Source organism: Cupriavidus necator N-1 (assembly GCF_000219215.1).
Classification (GTDB): domain Bacteria; phylum Pseudomonadota; class Gammaproteobacteria; order Burkholderiales; family Burkholderiaceae; genus Cupriavidus; species Cupriavidus necator.
Genome location: NC_015726.1, coordinates 2,284,620 through 2,300,162, shown reverse-complemented (window position 1 = coordinate 2,300,162; position 15,543 = coordinate 2,284,620). Strand labels below are relative to the sequence as shown.

The following is a 15,543-nucleotide window of genomic DNA, read 5'->3' as shown; positions in this document are numbered from 1 at the left end:
TAAAGATCAACGCACACGCAGCATGGTTTTTCTAAAGTCACACTGTCAGTAGGTTTTTTCTCTTCTCTAAGCTTTGGGGGTCTGAATGGATGTCACTGCCGCGTCTTCACGCGTCGACACCTTCAATTACGGCGTCGTAAGACAGTTCGCTGTCATGACGGTAGTTTGGGGGATCGTCGGCATGGCCGTCGGCGTGCTGCTGGCAGCACAGCTGATCTGGCCCGAACTCAACTTCAACACACCCTGGCTGTCGTTTGGCCGGCTGCGGCCGCTGCATACCAATGCGGTGATCTTCGCCTTCGGCGGCAGCGCGCTGTTCGCGACCTCATACTACGTGGTCCAGCGCACCTGCCAGGCGCGCCTGTTCTGCGGCCCGCTGGCCGCGTTCACGTTCTGGGGCTGGCAACTGGTCATCGTCGCCGCCGCCATCACGCTGCCGCTGGGGATCACCAGCTCCAAGGAATACGCCGAACTGGAATGGCCGATCGACCTGCTGATCACCGCAGTCTGGGTGGCCTACGCGATCGTGTTCTTCGGCACCATCGTCAAGCGCAAGACCCGGCATATCTACGTCGCCAACTGGTTCTTCGGCGCCTACATCCTGACCATCGCGCTGCTGCATATCGTCAACAACATCGAGATGCCGGTGTCGCTGTGGAAGTCCTACTCGGCCTATGCCGGCGTGCAGGACGCGATGATCCAGTGGTGGTACGGCCATAACGCCGTGGGCTTCTTCCTGACCACCAGCTTCCTGGGGATGATGTACTACTTCATTCCCAAGCAGGCCGAGCGCCCGATCTACTCCTACCGCCTGTCCATCGTTCACTTCTGGGCGCTGAACTTCACCTACATGTGGGCCGGCCCGCACCACCTGCAGTACACCGCGCTGCCGGACTGGGCGCAGTCGCTGGGCATGGTGTTCTCGCTGATCCTGCTGGCGCCGTCGTGGGGCGGCATGATCAACGGCATCATGACCCTGTCGGGGGCCTGGCACAAGCTGCGCACCGACCCCATCCTGAAGTTCCTGGTGGTGGCGCTGTCGTTCTACGGCATGGCCACGTTCGAAGGCTCGATGATGTCGATCAAGACCGTCAACGCGCTCTCGCACTACACGGACTGGACCATCGGGCACGTGCACTCGGGCGCGCTGGGCTGGGTCGCGATGATCTCGATCGGCTCGCTCTACTACCTGATCCCGCGTCTGTTCGGCGAGAAGCAGATGTACAGCGTCCGGCTGATCGAGTGGCACTTCTGGATCGCGACCATCGGCGTGGTGCTGTATATCGCCTCGATGTGGATCGCCGGGGTGATGGAAGGCCTGATGTGGCGTGCCACGCAGCCTGACGGCACGCTGACCTATGCCTTCGTCGAAGCGGTCAAGGCCAAGTACCCGTTCTACCTGATTCGCTTGCTGGGTGGCCTGTGTTTCCTGTCCGGCATGCTGCTGATGGCCTACAACGTGCTCAAGACCATCGTCGGCAAGCCCGCCGTGGATGCGCCGATCCCGGCCAGCATCCCTGCCTCTGCCCACTGATCAATCCAGGATAGAAAGATGTCCGACAAACAACGCTTCTTTTCCCACGAAACGCTGGAGAAGAACATCGGCTGGCTGATCATCTGCACGATCCTCGTGGTCAGCATTGCGGGTCTGGTCCAGATCGTGCCGCTGTTCTTCCAGCACTCCACCACCGAGCCGGATCCGGGCATCACCCCGTATTCGCCGCTGCGGCTGATGGGCCGCGATATCTATATCCGTGAAGGCTGCGTCGGCTGCCACTCGCAGCAGGTCCGCACGCTGCAGGCCGAGACCGAGCGCTACGGCCACTTCTCCACGGCGGGCGAGTCGGTCTACGACCACCCGTTCCTGTGGGGCTCCAAACGCACCGGTCCTGACCTGGCGCGCGTGGGCGGGCGCTACTCGGATGACTGGCAGCGTATCCACCTGCGCAATCCGCGCGATGTGGTGCCGGAATCGGTGATGCCATCGTACCCGTGGCTGGAAAAGGCCGAGCTGCCCACCAACGATATCCAGGCCCGCATGCACGCGCTGGTGCGCCTGGGCGTGCCGTACACGGATGCCGAGATCGCCAAGGCACCGGACGAGCTCAAGGGCAAGACCGAAGAAGATGCGCTGGTTGCCTACCTGCAAGGCCTGGGCACCAACCGCCGCAACGTCCGCGTGGATTCCGCCGCGGCCGCGGCACCCAAGGAGTAAGCCATGGCCATGATCACTGCCTTTGCGACCGTCGTGTCGATGGTCGTCTTCCTGGGGATCTGCTGGTGGGCCTGGTCCGCCGGCCGGCAGGCCGCCAACCGGGAATCCGCCATGCTGCCGTTCGCGCTGCCTGACGAAACTACGACAACATCGAGCCGGAACACCTAGCCATGAGCGATTTCATTTCCGAATTCTGGAGTTATTACATTGCCGCCATCGCGCTCGTCGGCATCGTCTGGTGCGTGTGGCTGCTGTTCTCGCAACGCAAGGTCACCAAGACCGCCGGCGGCACTGAAGACACCGGCCATGTCTGGGACGGTGACCTGCGCGAGCTGAACAACCCGCTGCCGCGCTGGTGGATGTGGATGTTCCTGCTGGCCTGCATCTTCAGCCTGGCCTACCTGGTGCTGTACCCGGGGCTGGGTTCGTATGCCGGCGTGCTGAAGTTCTCCACGCAGGGCGAACTTGCCGCGCACCGCGTGGCGCAGGAGAAGATGCAGAACGAGATCTACGCCAAGTACCTGAAGATGGACGTCAAGCAGGTGGCGGCGGATCCGCAGGCGCGCGAGATCGGCCAGCGCCTGTTCCTGAACTACTGCGCACAGTGCCATGGTTCGGACGCGCGCGGCAGCCGCGGCTTCCCGAACCTGACGGACAACGACTGGCTCTATGGCGGCGAACCCGACACCATCCAGCAGACCATCACCAAGGGCCGCAATGGCGTGATGCCGCCGTTTGCCGCGACCATCGACGCCAAGCAGGCGGGCGACGTGGCGCAATACGTGCGCTCGCTGTCGGGGCTGTCGTCGGACCCGATCCGTGCGTCGCGTGGCGAGGGCACCTTCAAGACGACCTGCGTGGCATGCCACGGCGCCGGCGGCAAGGGCAACCAGGCGCTCGGTGCGCCCAACCTGTCGGACAACGTCTGGCTGTATGGCAGCTCGGAAGGCAGCATCGTCGACGCCATCCTGAAGGGCCACAACAACAAAATGCCCGCGCATGAGGAGATCCTGACGCCTGAGCGCATCCGGATGCTGACGGCCTATATCTGGGGTTTGTCCAACATCGGGAGTGGAGACGGGCAATGACCGACGACTCAAGTGAGCGGGCGCTGGTGGCTCGCGGGAGAGCATGCCCATGAATGCACCCGGGACCGAAGAAATGGCCCGGGCGGCCGACCTGCAACGGTCGGCCGCTGCGCCGGGCGAGACCTCTGACGAAACGCTCTACGAGGTCCGCCGCAAGATCTACCCGCGCTCGGTGACGGGCGCCTTCTCCAACTGGCGGGTCTGGCTGGTGATCCTGACCCAGCTGATCTACTACGGCACGCCCTGGCTCCAATGGAACGGCCGCCAGGCCGTGCTGTTCGACCTTGGCGCGCGCAAGTTCTACATCTTCGGGCTGGTGCTGTGGCCACAGGATGTGATCTACCTGGCGGTGCTGCTGGTGATCTCGGCGCTGGCGCTGTTCCTGTTCACGGCGATCGCGGGGCGGCTGTTCTGCGGCTATGCCTGTCCGCAGACGGTCTATACCGAGATCTTCATGTGGATCGAGCGGCGGGTCGAAGGCGACCGCATCGCCCGCATCCGGCTCGATGGCGATCCGTGGAGCCTGCGCAAGTTCCGTCTCAAGGCGACCAAGCACTTCCTGTGGGTGCTGATTGCGCTCTGGACCGGCTTTACCTTCATCGGCTATTTCGCGCCGATCCGCGGTCTGGGCGGCGAGGTGCTCAGCCTGTCGCTGGGGCCGTGGCAGTCGTTCTGGATGCTGTTTTACGCGTTCGCCACCTGGGGCAATGCGGGCTTCATGCGCGAGCAGGTGTGCAAGTACATGTGCCCGTATGCGCGCTTCCAGAGCGTGATGGTGGATCGCGATACCTATGTCGTGACCTACGACGTCGGCCGCGGCGAGCCGCGCGGCAGCCGGTCGCGCAAGACCGATCACTACAAGGCGGGGCTTGGCGACTGCGTCAACTGCAGCATCTGCGTACAGGTGTGCCCGACAGGCATCGATATCCGCGACGGCCTGCAGTACGAGTGCATCGGCTGCGGCGCCTGCATCGACGCCTGCAACCAGGTCATGGACAAGATGGACTATCCGCGCGGCCTGATCCGGTATACCTCGGAAAACGCGATGCGCAAGGCCTTGTCCGCAGCGGCATCGCGCAAGCGCCTGCTGCGTCCGCGCGTCATCATCTATTCCGTGGTCTGGGTGGTGCTGCTGGGCGGCTTCATGGCGTCGATCGCGCTGCGCACGCCGCTGAAGGTCGACATCATCCGCGACCGTGGTGCGCTCGGCCGTGAAGTGGAAGGCCGCTGGATCGAGAACGTCTATCGCCTGCAGCTGATCAACACCACCGAAGCGCCGATGAAGATCAGCGTGCGCGCCGACAGCGACGAGCTGAAGAACCTGAGGGTGGAGTACGACAAGCAGGCCGAATCGTTGGCGCCGACGTCCAACCGGTTGCTGCCGATCCGGATCCGCGTGCCGATCGAGGCCGCGGCGCGGGGCACGCACAAGATCAACGTGACAGTGACGAGCGAAGGCACGGAGCGGGGGCAGGCCGAAATCCGGCAATCCACCAGTTTCATCGTGCCGCGCGATTTGTGAAGCTGGGCAGACGCGGACTTAGTCGTCAAGATGAAGGGGGCAAGATGAGTCAGCAAGGCAATCCGTGGTGGAAGGAGCCGTGGCCGTGGCTATTGATGAGCGGCCCGCTGGTGGCGATGGTGGCGTGCGGCGTGACGATCTGGCTGGCGTCCACGCATCCGGACATGCCGGTGCAGGGTGCAACGCGCCATGGCCTGGTGGTGGAGAAGGCCGATGCCGCGCCGCCCAAGGCTGCCGCAGCGAGGCAGCCATGAGGTTGCGCTGGCTGATGTGGGTACTCTGGCCGGCGTTCCTGATGGCTGGCTTTGCGACCGCGACGGTGTTTTCGGTGGTGGATCCCGGTGACCTGAACTTCTTCGGCCAGCCGATCGAAGCGTCCCGCGAATCGGTCTACACCATCGGCTTCCTGATGGCCTGGGTGTTCTGCGCGTTGTCCAGCGGACTGACGCTCTACACCATGCCGACGCGGCTCAGCGATACCGACGAACTGGAATGAGCGGACTGGCGTGAGGTCTGCGCTGCCATGGCCGGATGCGGCACTGGCAGCGCTTGGCCGCTTAGCAGGAGCGGCTGTAGAGTTGCTTGATGCCGTCGATGTCCACCAGCTTGACGTGGCGCTGGCGAATCTGGATCAGGCCGGCTTCGGCAAAGCGAGAGAACAGGCGGCTGACGGTTTCGAGCTTCAGGCCCAGGTAGCTGCCGATTTCTTCGCGGCTCATGCGCATCACGAACTCGGACGCCGAATAGCCGCGCGCCGACAGGCGCTCAGAGAGGTTGATCAGGAAGGCGGCAAGGCGTTCCTCGGCGCGCATCGAGCCCAGCGTGACCAGCATCAGCTGGTCGTGCGTGATTTCCTTGCCCATCAGGCGCAGGAACTGCTGCTGCAGCGATGGCAGGTCGACCGAGAGGGACTGCAGTTCGCTCATGCGGACCACGCAGACTTCGGTATCTTCCAGCGCGGCGGCATCGGAGGCATGCTGCATCTCGCCCAGCCCGTCGAGACCGACGATTTCGCCGGGCAGGTGGAAGCCGGTAATCTGCGAGCGGCCGTCTTCAGTGGTGACGTGGGTCTTGAGCGTGCCAAAGCGCACGGCATAGACCGCGGTGAGCGGATCGCCCATGCGATACAAGGTTTCACCCTTGTGCACGCGGATGCGTTCCTGTACCAGCGTGTCCATCTTGGCGAGGTCTTGCTGCGACATGCCGACCGGAAGGCACAGCTGCCCCATTGCACAGGTGGAGCAGCGGGGCGACATCTCGGTAATGGGAATGGAGGTGAGCAATTGGAACCTGCTAGAAATGGCAGCGAGGGCGCGATTAGGACATTTTACCGTGCGATGTGATGCGGTAGGGAGTAAGAATTGACATTTGGCGTGCTGATCAGCGTTTTTCTGCTCGCTTTGCTGGGCGGAGTCCACTGCGCTGCCATGTGCGGCGGCGTGGCGCTGGCCGTGGAACAACGCCGCGGCGCGACGGTGACGATCAGTCTGGTGCCCAGCCGCGCCGCCTGGCTGGCCGAGTTGCTGACTATGCACTTGGGCCGGATCTCGACCTATATGCTTCTTGGTGCCGCGCTAGGCGCACTCGGTGCCTCGGCATGGAAGCAGGATTACCTGCCGGTGCAGCGCTGGCTGTTCGGCGCGGGCAGCGTCATGCTGCTGTGGTCGGGCTGGCGGTTGCTGCGCGGCAACACTTTTACCGTCGACTGGCTGGAGCGGCTGGCGGCGCGCGCCGGCGCAACGGTGGCGCGGCGGCTGGGTGGCCTGGCAGGCGCCATGCCGGCGTTTGTGCGGGCGCGAAGCGGACTGGCGCGGCGTTATGGCGTGGGCCTGGCGTGGGGGCTGGTGCCGTGCGGCATGGTCTATGGGGCGCTTACGCTGGCGCTGCTGGCGGGCAACGCGGCGTCCGGCGCACTCGTGATGGGCGTGTTCGGGCTCGGCACATTGCCTAATCTGCTGGTGCTGTCCGGCCTCGCGGGCTACTTGCGTACGCTGTCGCGACGTCCCGGCGTGCGCCTGGGGGCCGGCCTGGCGGTGATGGCGTTCGGCGCCCTTGGCATTGCGCGAGCGGTGCTGCTGCCACATTCGCTGGCCGAGCATGGATTCTGCCTGGTGTTCTGAGGCGCCGGCGCCGCCCGGGCAACGGATGATGGTTGCAGGCGGGGGCGGGAATGCCATACAATCGCCAACATTGCGGTATCGCGCGGCATAGAATGAGCCGCGGTAAGCAGCGGGCGAGCAGCGCCAGGCGGCCTTCCTACCAGAAGGCGCGTTCAGGGCAGGGGAAGCGGAAGGTTTTCGATGCCCGTCCCGTCCCCGCAGTCCATCCGGTTCAAAAGATCTGGTTCAAAAGTCCGGCTGGCACTGCGGTGTTGGCGATGCCGGCCTTGCTCCCGATACCCGTTTTTCTTGCGTCCGAGGCCTTCAGTTCGCTGACAGCGACGTCCGATATGTGCGGGCGCGCTACGCAAGAGGTTTGCTGGCCGATCCATAACGGCACGCGAACGATCTCCTGCCGGAACGACCCGGCAACTCGATGCAAAGATAGGGAAGTGCACGGCTTGGATGCAGCAGGTATCCGGCTAGCTGCGCAATGAGATGGCGGTGGCTTTCGTACCGCTGTATCCAAAATCTCCGATGCCCCGGATCCGTCCGGGAGCAGGTGCAAAGACAGGCTGCACACCATCAACATGAATACCCAAGAGGCGAAGATCGTCCTCGAGACGGCGCTGATCTGCGCGCAGGAACCGTTGCGCGTCAATGACCTGCGGCGGCTGTTTGACGACGACGTCGGCGCAGACACCATCCGCGTGCTGCTTGAGGAACTGCGCCAGGACTGGCGGCCGCGCGGCGTGGAACTGGTGGCCCTGGCCAGCGGCTGGCGCTTCCAGAGCCGGCCGGAAATGCGTGAATACCTCGATCGGCTGAATCCCGAAAAGCCGCCAAAATATTCGCGCGCCGTGATGGAAACACTGGCGATCATTGCCTACCGGCAGCCGGTGACCCGCGGCGATATCGAGGAAATCCGCGGCGTAACGGTCAGCACGGAAGTGGTCAAGAAGCTTGAGGACCGCAGCTGGATCGAGGTGATCGGACACCGCGACGTGCCGGGCAGGCCGGCGCTGTATGCGACCACCAAGGCATTCCTGGACGATCTTGGGCTGCGTACGCTGGATGAGCTGCCGCCGCTGGAAGACGCCCAGGCGCAGGCGCAGGCAACCCTGCTGGAACAACAGGCCATCAATTTTGAAGACCTGGCTGCAAACAAGGCAGCCAGTGCCGACGAGGAAGCATTTGCCGACCCCGCCGCGCAGGCAGCGGATGTGGCCCAAGCATCCGTCGCGAACGAAGCCGAGACGACCGACCCGGTCGACCAAGGCGCCAATGGCTTTGACGTGCAACCGCTGCAAGCTGCAGCCGACGATGCCGCCGAGGCCGCTTCCATCGAACCAGCCGCACCCAATCCGGACGGGGCGCGGGGCGATTTGCCGGACAACGGCACCCCGCCGCACCCGAGCGAGCACGACGAGCGCGTGCCGAACTGAACAACATGCAACATCCGATAGTGAATATCTTGTCTGATTCCGTTGAGCAAGACACCCGCAATGCGGGCGCACCCGCCGACACCGGCGCCGCAGAACCCGGATCGGGCAGCGAAGCCGCGCCCCGCCGCAAGGGGCTGCGCCGCGGGCTGAGGAACCTGGTCGCATCGCGCCGCCAGGCAACGCAGGACCGCGGCGAGGGCGCCGAAGGCGCCAGCGCCGGCGGCCAGGCCGATGCCGGTGAAGCGGGCGCCGCCCAGGCGGCGGGCGGCGCGCGCGGTGGCCAGCGCGGCCGCGGCAAGCGCAAGACGGGGCAGGGCGAGGGCGGCCAGAGCAGCCAGGGCGGCCAGGGCACCAGCAAAGCAGACAAGGTGGACCGCGCGGCCAGGGCCGAAGGCACCGACAAGCCCGAGCAGCCCGGCCGCAAGCGCAAGCCGGTCCAGCGCTCAGGCAAGGCGGCGGCGCCGGGCGAGGCGCAGGGCGCCGGCGCGCGGCAGCAGGGCCGCCGCAAGGATGGCGGCAAGCCGCAGGCGCCCCGCAAGGGCCAGGGCGGCGGGGACAAGACCGCGGCGAGCAGCGAAGACCTGTTCCGCTTCGTGATCTCCGAGCAGTACGACACCGAAGACACCGTCATCCCGCGCACCAAGGCCAAGCCGGTGCGCGAGCTGTCGGCTGACGACGACGCGCCCAAGCTGCACAAGGTGCTGGCCGAGGGCGGGCTGGGCTCGCGCCGCGAGATGGAAGAACTGATCCTGCAGGGCCGCGTTTCGGTCAACGGCCTGCCGGCCCATATCGGCCAGCGCATCCTGCCGGCGGACCAGGTCCGCGTGAACGGCAAGCTGATCCACCGCAAGGTGTCGACCAAGCCGCCGCGCGTGCTGCTGTACCACAAGCCCGCCGGCGAGATCGTCAGCCAGTCCGATCCGGAAGGCCGTCCGACCGTGTTCGACAGCCTGCCGCGCATCAAGAGCGGCAAGTGGGTCGCGGTGGGCCGCCTGGACTTCAATACCGAAGGCCTGCTGATCTTCACCACCTCGGGTGACATTGCCAACCGCTTCATGCACCCACGCTACGGCGTGGAGCGCGAGTACGCGGTGCGCACGCTGGGCGAGCTGGCCGAGGCCGACCGTCAGCGCCTGCTGCACGGCATCAAGCTCGATGACGGCGAAGCCAACTTCCTGCGCATTGCCGACGGCGGTGGCGAAGGTGTCAACCAGTGGTACCACGTGGCCCTGACCGAGGGCCGCAACCGTGAAGTGCGCCGCATGTTCGAGGCGGTCGGGCTGACCGTGTCGCGCCTGATCCGCACCCGCTACGGCCAGTTCCTGCTGCCGCGCGGCCTCAAGCGCGGCCGCTGGCAGGAAGTCGAGCCCAATGACGTCAAGGCGCTGATGGCCGGTGTCGGCCTGAAGGTGCCCGGCAAGGGCGAGCAGGCCCCCAAGGGCGCTACCAAGGTGGGCGGGCGCAAGCAGCGCACCGAAGCCGCGATTGCCGGCATGCCGATGCCCACGGGCATGGACGGCCTGCCGCGCTTCGACCAGGGCGGTGCCCGGGGCGGTGGCGGCGGCCGCAGCAGCCAGCCGGATCCGATGAAGACCTCGATGGGCTATATCAGCCACGGGCCCACGTTGCTGACCTCGCACGCGGCCAACCTGGGTGGCGGGCGCGGCACTGGCGCACGCCAGGGGCGCGGTGGCGCCGGCATGGGCGGCATGGGTGGCATGCGCGGTCAGGGTGGCCAGGGCGGTCTGGGCGGCCAGGGTCAGGGCAAGCCGCGTCGTGGCGGTGGCGAAGCCAACGGCAATGTGATGCCGAAGGCGTCGAAACCGGGCGGTAACCGTTCCCCGCGCGGAGGCAGTGGCGGTGGCGGCGGCAACCGTGGTGGCAACCGCGGCGGCAACCGATAAGCGCTGATTGCGGCGCATGGCGGGCTGAATGCCCGCCGGCGCCGGGTTCAGTGCGCGGAAATGTCTGGCTTTTGCCTTTTCGACGTAATCCGCGTATAATTCAAGTCTATTCAAAAAGCCATCCTCGTCGAGGATGGGCGAATGATGGGCATTGCGCCCATTTTTTTTTGGTTCGCCCGTTTTTCGGTTCTCTCCGCTGGAGCGGGGGGATGGCGGACAGGCAGGGCTGCAGCAGGGTCGTCCCGGACGGCACCGGCGGGTTTGCCTGCCACGGTGTTGATGGCCATTACTCGGGATAACAGTGCATCTGGCAGATTTGATCGAAACCACCCTAAGCGGCATGGGATATGAGCTGGTCGAGCTCGAGCGTGCCCCGGCCGGATTGCTGCGTGTCTATATCGATCAGCCTGAAACCGGCATTGCCATCGAGGATTGTGAAAAGGTGAGCCGCCAGCTCACCCACGTGTTCACGGTCGAGAACGTCGACTATGAACGCCTCGAGGTTTCGTCGCCCGGACTGGACCGGCCGCTGAAGAAGCTGGCCGACTACGTTCGCTTTGCCGGCGAGGAGGTGCGCGTGACGCTGCGCCTGCCCGTCAACGGACAGAAGAACTTCACAGGCATCCTGCGCGAGCCCACCGGCGCGGCGGGCGAGGAGAAGATTGGCCTGGAGTTCGAGGGCAAAGATGGCCCGGCGCTGCTGGAATTTGCCGTATCCGATGTCGACAAGGCACGCCTGGTGCCGGTGATCGACTTCAAAGGAAATCAAAGAAAAGGGAACAAGCAATGAGCCGCGAAGTTCTGTTGCTCGTCGATGCGCTTGCGCGTGAGAAGAACGTCGACAAGGATGTGGTATTCGGTGCCCTGGAGGCGGCGCTCGCCTCGGCCACCAAGAAGCGTTTCGAGGAAGACGTGGATATCCGTGTCGCGATCGATCGCGAGTCGGGCGAGCATGAAACCTTCCGCCGCTGGCTGGTCGTTCCCGACGAGCTGGGCCTGCAAGAGCCGGACAAGCAGATCCTGCTGTTCGAAGCCCGCGATGAAACCCCCAGCATCGAGCTGGGTGATTTTATCGAGCAGCAGATCGAGTCGGTCGAGTTCGGCCGCATCGGTGCTCAGGCTGCCAAGCAGGTGATCCTGCAGCGCATCCGCGACGCCGAGCGCGAGCAGATCCTGAACGACTACCTGGATCGCGGCGAGAAGATCATGACCGGCACGGTCAAGCGCGCCGACAAGAAGGGCCTGATCGTCGAGTCCGGCCGCGTGGAAGCGCTGCTGGCCCGCGACCAGATCATCCCCAAGGAAAACCTGCGCACCGGTGACCGCGTGCGTGCGTATATTCTGAATGTGGACCGCGCCGCGCGCGGCCCGCAGATTGAACTGTCGCGCACCGCGCCCGAGTTCCTGATCAAGCTCTTCGAGAACGAAGTGCCGGAAATGGAAGAGGGCCTGCTGGAGATCAAGGCGGCTGCCCGTGATCCGGGCGTGCGCGCCAAGATCGCCGTGGTCGCGCATGACAAGCGCATCGACCCGATCGGCACCTGCGTGGGCGTGCGTGGCACGCGCGTCACCGCGGTGCGTAACGAGATCGGCGGCGAGGCCGTGGACATCGTGCTGTGGTCGGAAGACCCGGCGCAATTTGTGATCGGCGCGCTGGCGCCGGCGCAGGTGCAGTCGATCGTGGTGGATGAAGAGAAGCACAGCATGGACGTGGTGGTCGACGAGGAAAACCTCGCCGTCGCCATCGGCCGCAGTGGTCAGAACGTGCGCCTGGCGTCCGAGCTGACCGGCTGGCAGATCAACATCATGACGCAGGAAGAATCGGCGCAGAAGCAGGCCGAAGAGAGCGATGTCGTGCGCAAGCTGTTCATGGCCAAGTTGGACGTGGACGAGGAAGTTGCCGACATCCTGATCGAGGAAGGCTTCTCCACGCTGGAAGAAGTGGCTTATGTCCCCATCAGTGAAATGATGGAGATCGAGGCCTTTGACGAAGACACCGTCAACGAGCTGCGCAATCGCGCGCGTGATGCGCTCCTGACGATGGAACTGGCCCGGGAAGAAAAGGTGGAAGAGGTGTCGCAGGACCTGCGCTCGCTCGACGGCCTCAACCCGGAATTGATCGGCAAGCTGGCCGAAGGCGATATCCATACGCGTGACGACCTGGCCGAACTGGCCGTGGACGAGCTGGTCGAGATGACCGGTGTCAGCGAGGAAGAAGCCAAGTCGCTGATCATGAAAGCACGGGAACATTGGTTCAACTGAGGGACACGGCCGGGCCGGCCTACACCTGGCCCGGGCGCGCTTTCCGCAACGATTTGTCCCGACGTAGAAACCAAGCATTGAAAGGGTTTGAATGGCAAGCACAACAGTTGCCCAACTGGCCGCAGAACTGAGTCGCAGCGCAGCTGCCCTGCTGGAACAATTGCAGGCGGCTGGGGTGGGCAAAGCGACGCCAGAAGACATCATCACGGAATCGGATAAGACCAGGCTGCTGGACTATCTGAAGCGTTCGCACGGCCAGGCCGACGACAGCTCCCGCAAGAAGATCACACTGACCAAGCGCGAAACCTCCGAGATCCGCCAGTCGGATGGCACCGGCAAGACCCGCACGGTCCAGGTGGAAGTGCGCAAGAAGCGCGTGCTGATCAAGCGCGACGAAGCTGCGCCCGATACCCAGGCCGACGGGGCCGAAGCCCAGGCGCCTGTCGCCGATGCTGTCGAGGAAGCACGCCGCGACGAGGATGAACGCCAACAGGCTGAACTGCTGGCGCGCCAGGAAGCTGAAGCCAAGGCCGCCCGCGAGGCAGCCGAGCGTGAAGAAGCCGAGCGCCGCGCCCGCCAGGAAGCGCTGGAGGCTGAACAGCGCCGCCAGGCCGAACTCGCCGCCCGCAAGGCGGAGGAAGAGGCTGCCGCATCGCGCGCCGTGACCGAGGCCAACGAGGATTCCTCGCGCAAGAAGGCAGAGGACGAGAAGGCACGCGTAACCGCCGAACGCGCCGAGGCGCAGAAGGCTGCCGACGAGGCCAAGGCTGCTGCCGACAAGGCCCGCGCCGAGCAGGAAGTCGCTGCGCGCAAGCGCCGCGAGGCTGCCGAAGCCGAGGCCCGCGCGATCCAGCAGATGCTGAACGCCCCGCCGCGCGTGCTGAAGGCGCCGTCCGAGCGCAAGGCTGAAGAGAAGAAGGCCGAGCAGACCGGTACGCTGCACAAGCCGGTGAAGCCGGCCGGTGCGACCACGGAAGCGAAGAAGGACGAAAAGAAGCCGGTCACCACGACCACGACCACGGCAACCGCCGACAAGAAGGGCAAGGTCGTAAAGGCGGGCTGGCAGGACGACAGCAGCCGCAAGAAGGGCAGCGGCCTGAAGACCCGTGGCGATACGTCGGGTGGCGTGGGCGGCTGGCGCGGTGGCCCGCGTGGCCGCGGCGGCAGGCAGCAGCAGCATGACGACAGCCGCAGCAGCTTCCAGGCGCCGACCGAGCCGGTCGTGCGTGAAGTGCACGTGCCGGAAACCGTCTCCGTGGCCGACCTGGCGCACAAGATGGCCGTCAAGGCGTCCGAGGTCATCAAGCAGATGATGAAGCTCGGCCAGATGGTGACCATCAACCAGGTGCTGGACCAGGAAACCGCCATGATCGTGGTGGAAGAAATGGGCCACAAGGCGTATGCCGCCAAGCTGGACGATCCGGAAGCGCTGCTGGTGGTGGGTGGTGAGGAACACACCGACGCCGAGCTGCTGCCGCGTCCGCCGGTGGTGACCGTGATGGGTCACGTCGACCACGGCAAGACCTCGCTGCTGGACTACATCCGCCGCACCAAGGTGGCAGCGGGCGAAGCCGGCGGGATTACGCAGCACATCGGTGCCTACCATGTGGAAACCGACCGCGGCGTGATTACGTTCCTGGATACCCCGGGTCACGAGGCCTTCACGGCCATGCGTGCCCGCGGTGCCAAGGCGACCGATATCGTGATCCTGGTGGTGGCCGCCGACGACGGCGTGATGCCGCAGACCAAGGAAGCCATCGCGCATGCCAAGGCTGCCGGTGTGCCGATCGTCGTGGCGATCAACAAGATCGACAAGCCCGATGCCAACCCGGACCGCGTCAAGCAGGAACTGGTGGCCGAGCAGGTGGTGCCGGAAGAATACGGCGGCGATTCGCCGTTCGTGCCGGTTTCCGCCAAGATGGGTACCGGTGTGGAAGACCTGCTCGAGCAAGTGCTTCTGCAAGCCGAAGTGCTGGAACTGACGGCGCCGGTGGATGCCCCGGCCAAGGGCCTGGTGGTGGAAGCCCAGCTCGACAAGGGCAAGGGCCCGATCGCAACCATCCTGGTCAGCAGCGGCACGCTCAAGCGTGGCGATGTGGTCCTGGCTGGCAGCGCCTACGGCCGCGTGCGTGCCATGCTGGACGAGAACGGCAAGCCGACCAAGGAAGCCGGCCCGTCGATCCCGGTGGAAATCCAGGGTCTGTCGGAAGTGCCTGCCGCCGGTGAAGAAGTGCTGGTGCTGCCGGACGAGCGCAAGGCACGTGAAATCGCGCTGTTCCGCCAGGGCAAGTTCCGCGACGTGAAGCTGGCCAAGCAACAGGCCGCCAAGCTGGAGAACATGCTCGAGCAGATGGCCGAAGGCGAAGTGCAGACGCTGCCGTTGATCGTCAAGGCCGACGTGCAGGGTTCGCAGGAAGCGCTGGTGCAGTCGCTGCAGAAACTGTCGACCGCCGAAGTGCGCGTGCAGATCGTGCATGGCGGCGTGGGTGGCATCTCCGAGTCCGACGTCAACCTGGCGACGGCTTCGAAGGCGGTCATCATCGGCTTCAACGTGCGTGCCGACGCTGGTGCGCGCAAGCTGGCCGAGCACAACGGCATCGATATCCGCTACTACAACATCATTTACGATGCGGTAGACGAGATCAAGGCGGCGATGTCGGGCATGCTGGCGCCGGAGAAGCGCGAGACCACCATCGGCCAGGTCGAGGTGCGCCAGGTGTTCCGCGTGCCGAAGATCGGTGCGGTGGCCGGCTGTATGGTTACCGACGGCCTGGTCAAGCGCAACTCGCTGGTGCGCGTGCTGCGCAACAACGTGGTCATCCACGACGGCGAGCTGGATTCGCTCAAGCGCTTCAAGGACGACGTCAAGGAAGTCAAGCAAGGCTTTGAGTGCGGTCTGTCGATCAAGAACTTCAATGATGTTCAGGAAGGCGACCAGCTCGAGGTGTACGAAATCACAGAGGTGGCGCGTACGCTGTAAGGCGTCGCAAGCAACGGCAGGCTTCGGC

Annotated in this window: 14 protein-coding genes; 13 read left to right on the top strand and 1 reads right to left on the bottom strand. The window is 64.9% G+C overall.

What is annotated here, in order from left to right:
• Positions 1-85 precede the first annotated feature (85 nt).
• The 7 genes from ccoN to CNE_RS10810 are packed head-to-tail and all read left to right on the top strand — an operon-like array spanning position 86 to position 5,321.
• Positions 86-1,534: a cytochrome-c oxidase, cbb3-type subunit I gene (ccoN, locus tag CNE_RS10840; protein ID WP_013957182.1), complete on the top strand. Its 1,449-nt coding sequence runs from the start codon at positions 86-88 to the stop codon at positions 1,532-1,534.
• An 18-nt stretch (positions 1,535-1,552) separates the two neighbouring features.
• The gene (gene ccoO, locus CNE_RS10835; protein WP_013957181.1) at positions 1,553-2,215 is read left to right on the top strand and encodes a cytochrome-c oxidase, cbb3-type subunit II; all 663 of its coding nucleotides are present in this window, start codon (positions 1,553-1,555) and stop codon (positions 2,213-2,215) included.
• Between the two features lie 3 nt (positions 2,216-2,218).
• On the top strand, positions 2,219-2,383 hold the full coding sequence (locus tag CNE_RS10830) for a cbb3-type cytochrome oxidase subunit 3 (RefSeq protein WP_013957180.1): 165 nt from the start codon (positions 2,219-2,221) through the stop codon (positions 2,381-2,383).
• A 2-nt stretch (positions 2,384-2,385) separates the two neighbouring features.
• A complete protein-coding gene (ccoP, locus tag CNE_RS10825; RefSeq protein WP_013957179.1) occupies positions 2,386-3,303 on the top strand; it encodes a cytochrome-c oxidase, cbb3-type subunit III in 918 nt (305 codons plus the stop codon).
• 49 nt (positions 3,304-3,352) lie between these two features.
• Positions 3,353-4,825 carry a cytochrome c oxidase accessory protein CcoG gene (ccoG, locus tag CNE_RS10820; protein WP_013957178.1) on the top strand — a complete coding sequence of 491 codons (1,473 nt, stop codon included), beginning with the start codon at positions 3,353-3,355 and terminating at the stop codon, positions 4,823-4,825.
• Positions 4,826-4,869: 44 nt separating this feature from the next.
• A complete protein-coding gene (locus CNE_RS10815) occupies positions 4,870-5,079 on the top strand; it encodes a membrane protein (RefSeq protein ID WP_013957177.1) in 210 nt (69 codons plus the stop codon).
• A complete protein-coding gene (locus CNE_RS10810; protein WP_013957176.1) occupies positions 5,076-5,321 on the top strand; it encodes a hypothetical protein in 246 nt (81 codons plus the stop codon). The genes CNE_RS10815 and CNE_RS10810 overlap by 4 nt, the downstream gene beginning before the upstream one ends.
• Before the next feature lie 61 nt (positions 5,322-5,382).
• On the opposite strand, the gene fnr is transcribed toward CNE_RS10810, so the two are convergent.
• A complete protein-coding gene (gene fnr / locus CNE_RS10805; RefSeq protein WP_013957175.1) occupies positions 5,383-6,108 on the bottom strand; it encodes a fumarate/nitrate reduction transcriptional regulator Fnr in 726 nt (241 codons plus the stop codon).
• A 78-nt stretch (positions 6,109-6,186) separates the two neighbouring features.
• Between fnr and CNE_RS10800 the strand changes: the two genes are divergently transcribed.
• The 6 genes from CNE_RS10800 to infB all read left to right on the top strand — a co-directional run bounded on the left by CNE_RS10800 (position 6,187) and on the right by infB (position 15,515).
• A complete protein-coding gene (locus tag CNE_RS10800; protein ID WP_013957174.1) occupies positions 6,187-6,945 on the top strand; it encodes a sulfite exporter TauE/SafE family protein in 759 nt (252 codons plus the stop codon).
• Between the two features lie 569 nt (positions 6,946-7,514).
• Entirely contained in the window at positions 7,515-8,369 is an 855-nt protein-coding gene (scpB, locus tag CNE_RS10795; protein ID WP_013957172.1) for an SMC-Scp complex subunit ScpB, read from the top strand.
• 5 nt (positions 8,370-8,374) lie between these two features.
• On the top strand, positions 8,375-10,273 hold the full coding sequence (gene rluB / locus CNE_RS10790) for a 23S rRNA pseudouridine(2605) synthase RluB (RefSeq protein WP_013957171.1): 1,899 nt from the start codon (positions 8,375-8,377) through the stop codon (positions 10,271-10,273).
• Between the two features lie 301 nt (positions 10,274-10,574).
• The gene (gene rimP / locus CNE_RS10785; RefSeq protein ID WP_013957170.1) at positions 10,575-11,063 is read left to right on the top strand and encodes a ribosome maturation factor RimP; all 489 of its coding nucleotides are present in this window, start codon (positions 10,575-10,577) and stop codon (positions 11,061-11,063) included.
• Positions 11,060-12,535 carry a transcription termination factor NusA gene (nusA, locus tag CNE_RS10780; RefSeq protein WP_013957169.1) on the top strand — a complete coding sequence of 492 codons (1,476 nt, stop codon included), beginning with the start codon at positions 11,060-11,062 and terminating at the stop codon, positions 12,533-12,535. Before rimP ends, nusA begins: the two co-directional genes overlap by 4 nt.
• 91 nt (positions 12,536-12,626) lie before the next feature.
• Entirely contained in the window at positions 12,627-15,515 is a 2,889-nt protein-coding gene (gene infB, locus CNE_RS10775; RefSeq protein ID WP_013957168.1) for a translation initiation factor IF-2, read from the top strand.
• Positions 15,516-15,543 lie beyond the last annotated feature (28 nt).

Coding starts and splice junctions, on each gene's coding strand:
- ccoN (WP_013957182.1), top strand. CDS start 86: ATGGATGTCACTGCCGCGTCTTCACGCGTCGACACCTTCAATTACGGC.
- nusA (WP_013957169.1), top strand. CDS start 11,060: ATGAGCCGCGAAGTTCTGTTGCTCGTCGATGCGCTTGCGCGTGAGAAG.
- scpB (WP_013957172.1), top strand. CDS start 7,515: ATGAATACCCAAGAGGCGAAGATCGTCCTCGAGACGGCGCTGATCTGC.
- ccoG (WP_013957178.1), top strand. CDS start 3,353: ATGAATGCACCCGGGACCGAAGAAATGGCCCGGGCGGCCGACCTGCAA.
- CNE_RS10810 (WP_013957176.1), top strand. CDS start 5,076: ATGAGGTTGCGCTGGCTGATGTGGGTACTCTGGCCGGCGTTCCTGATG.
- CNE_RS10815 (WP_013957177.1), top strand. CDS start 4,870: ATGAGTCAGCAAGGCAATCCGTGGTGGAAGGAGCCGTGGCCGTGGCTA.
- infB (WP_013957168.1), top strand. CDS start 12,627: ATGGCAAGCACAACAGTTGCCCAACTGGCCGCAGAACTGAGTCGCAGC.
- CNE_RS10830 (WP_013957180.1), top strand. CDS start 2,219: ATGGCCATGATCACTGCCTTTGCGACCGTCGTGTCGATGGTCGTCTTC.
- rluB (WP_013957171.1), top strand. CDS start 8,375: ATGCAACATCCGATAGTGAATATCTTGTCTGATTCCGTTGAGCAAGAC.
- ccoP (WP_013957179.1), top strand. CDS start 2,386: ATGAGCGATTTCATTTCCGAATTCTGGAGTTATTACATTGCCGCCATC.
- ccoO (WP_013957181.1), top strand. CDS start 1,553: ATGTCCGACAAACAACGCTTCTTTTCCCACGAAACGCTGGAGAAGAAC.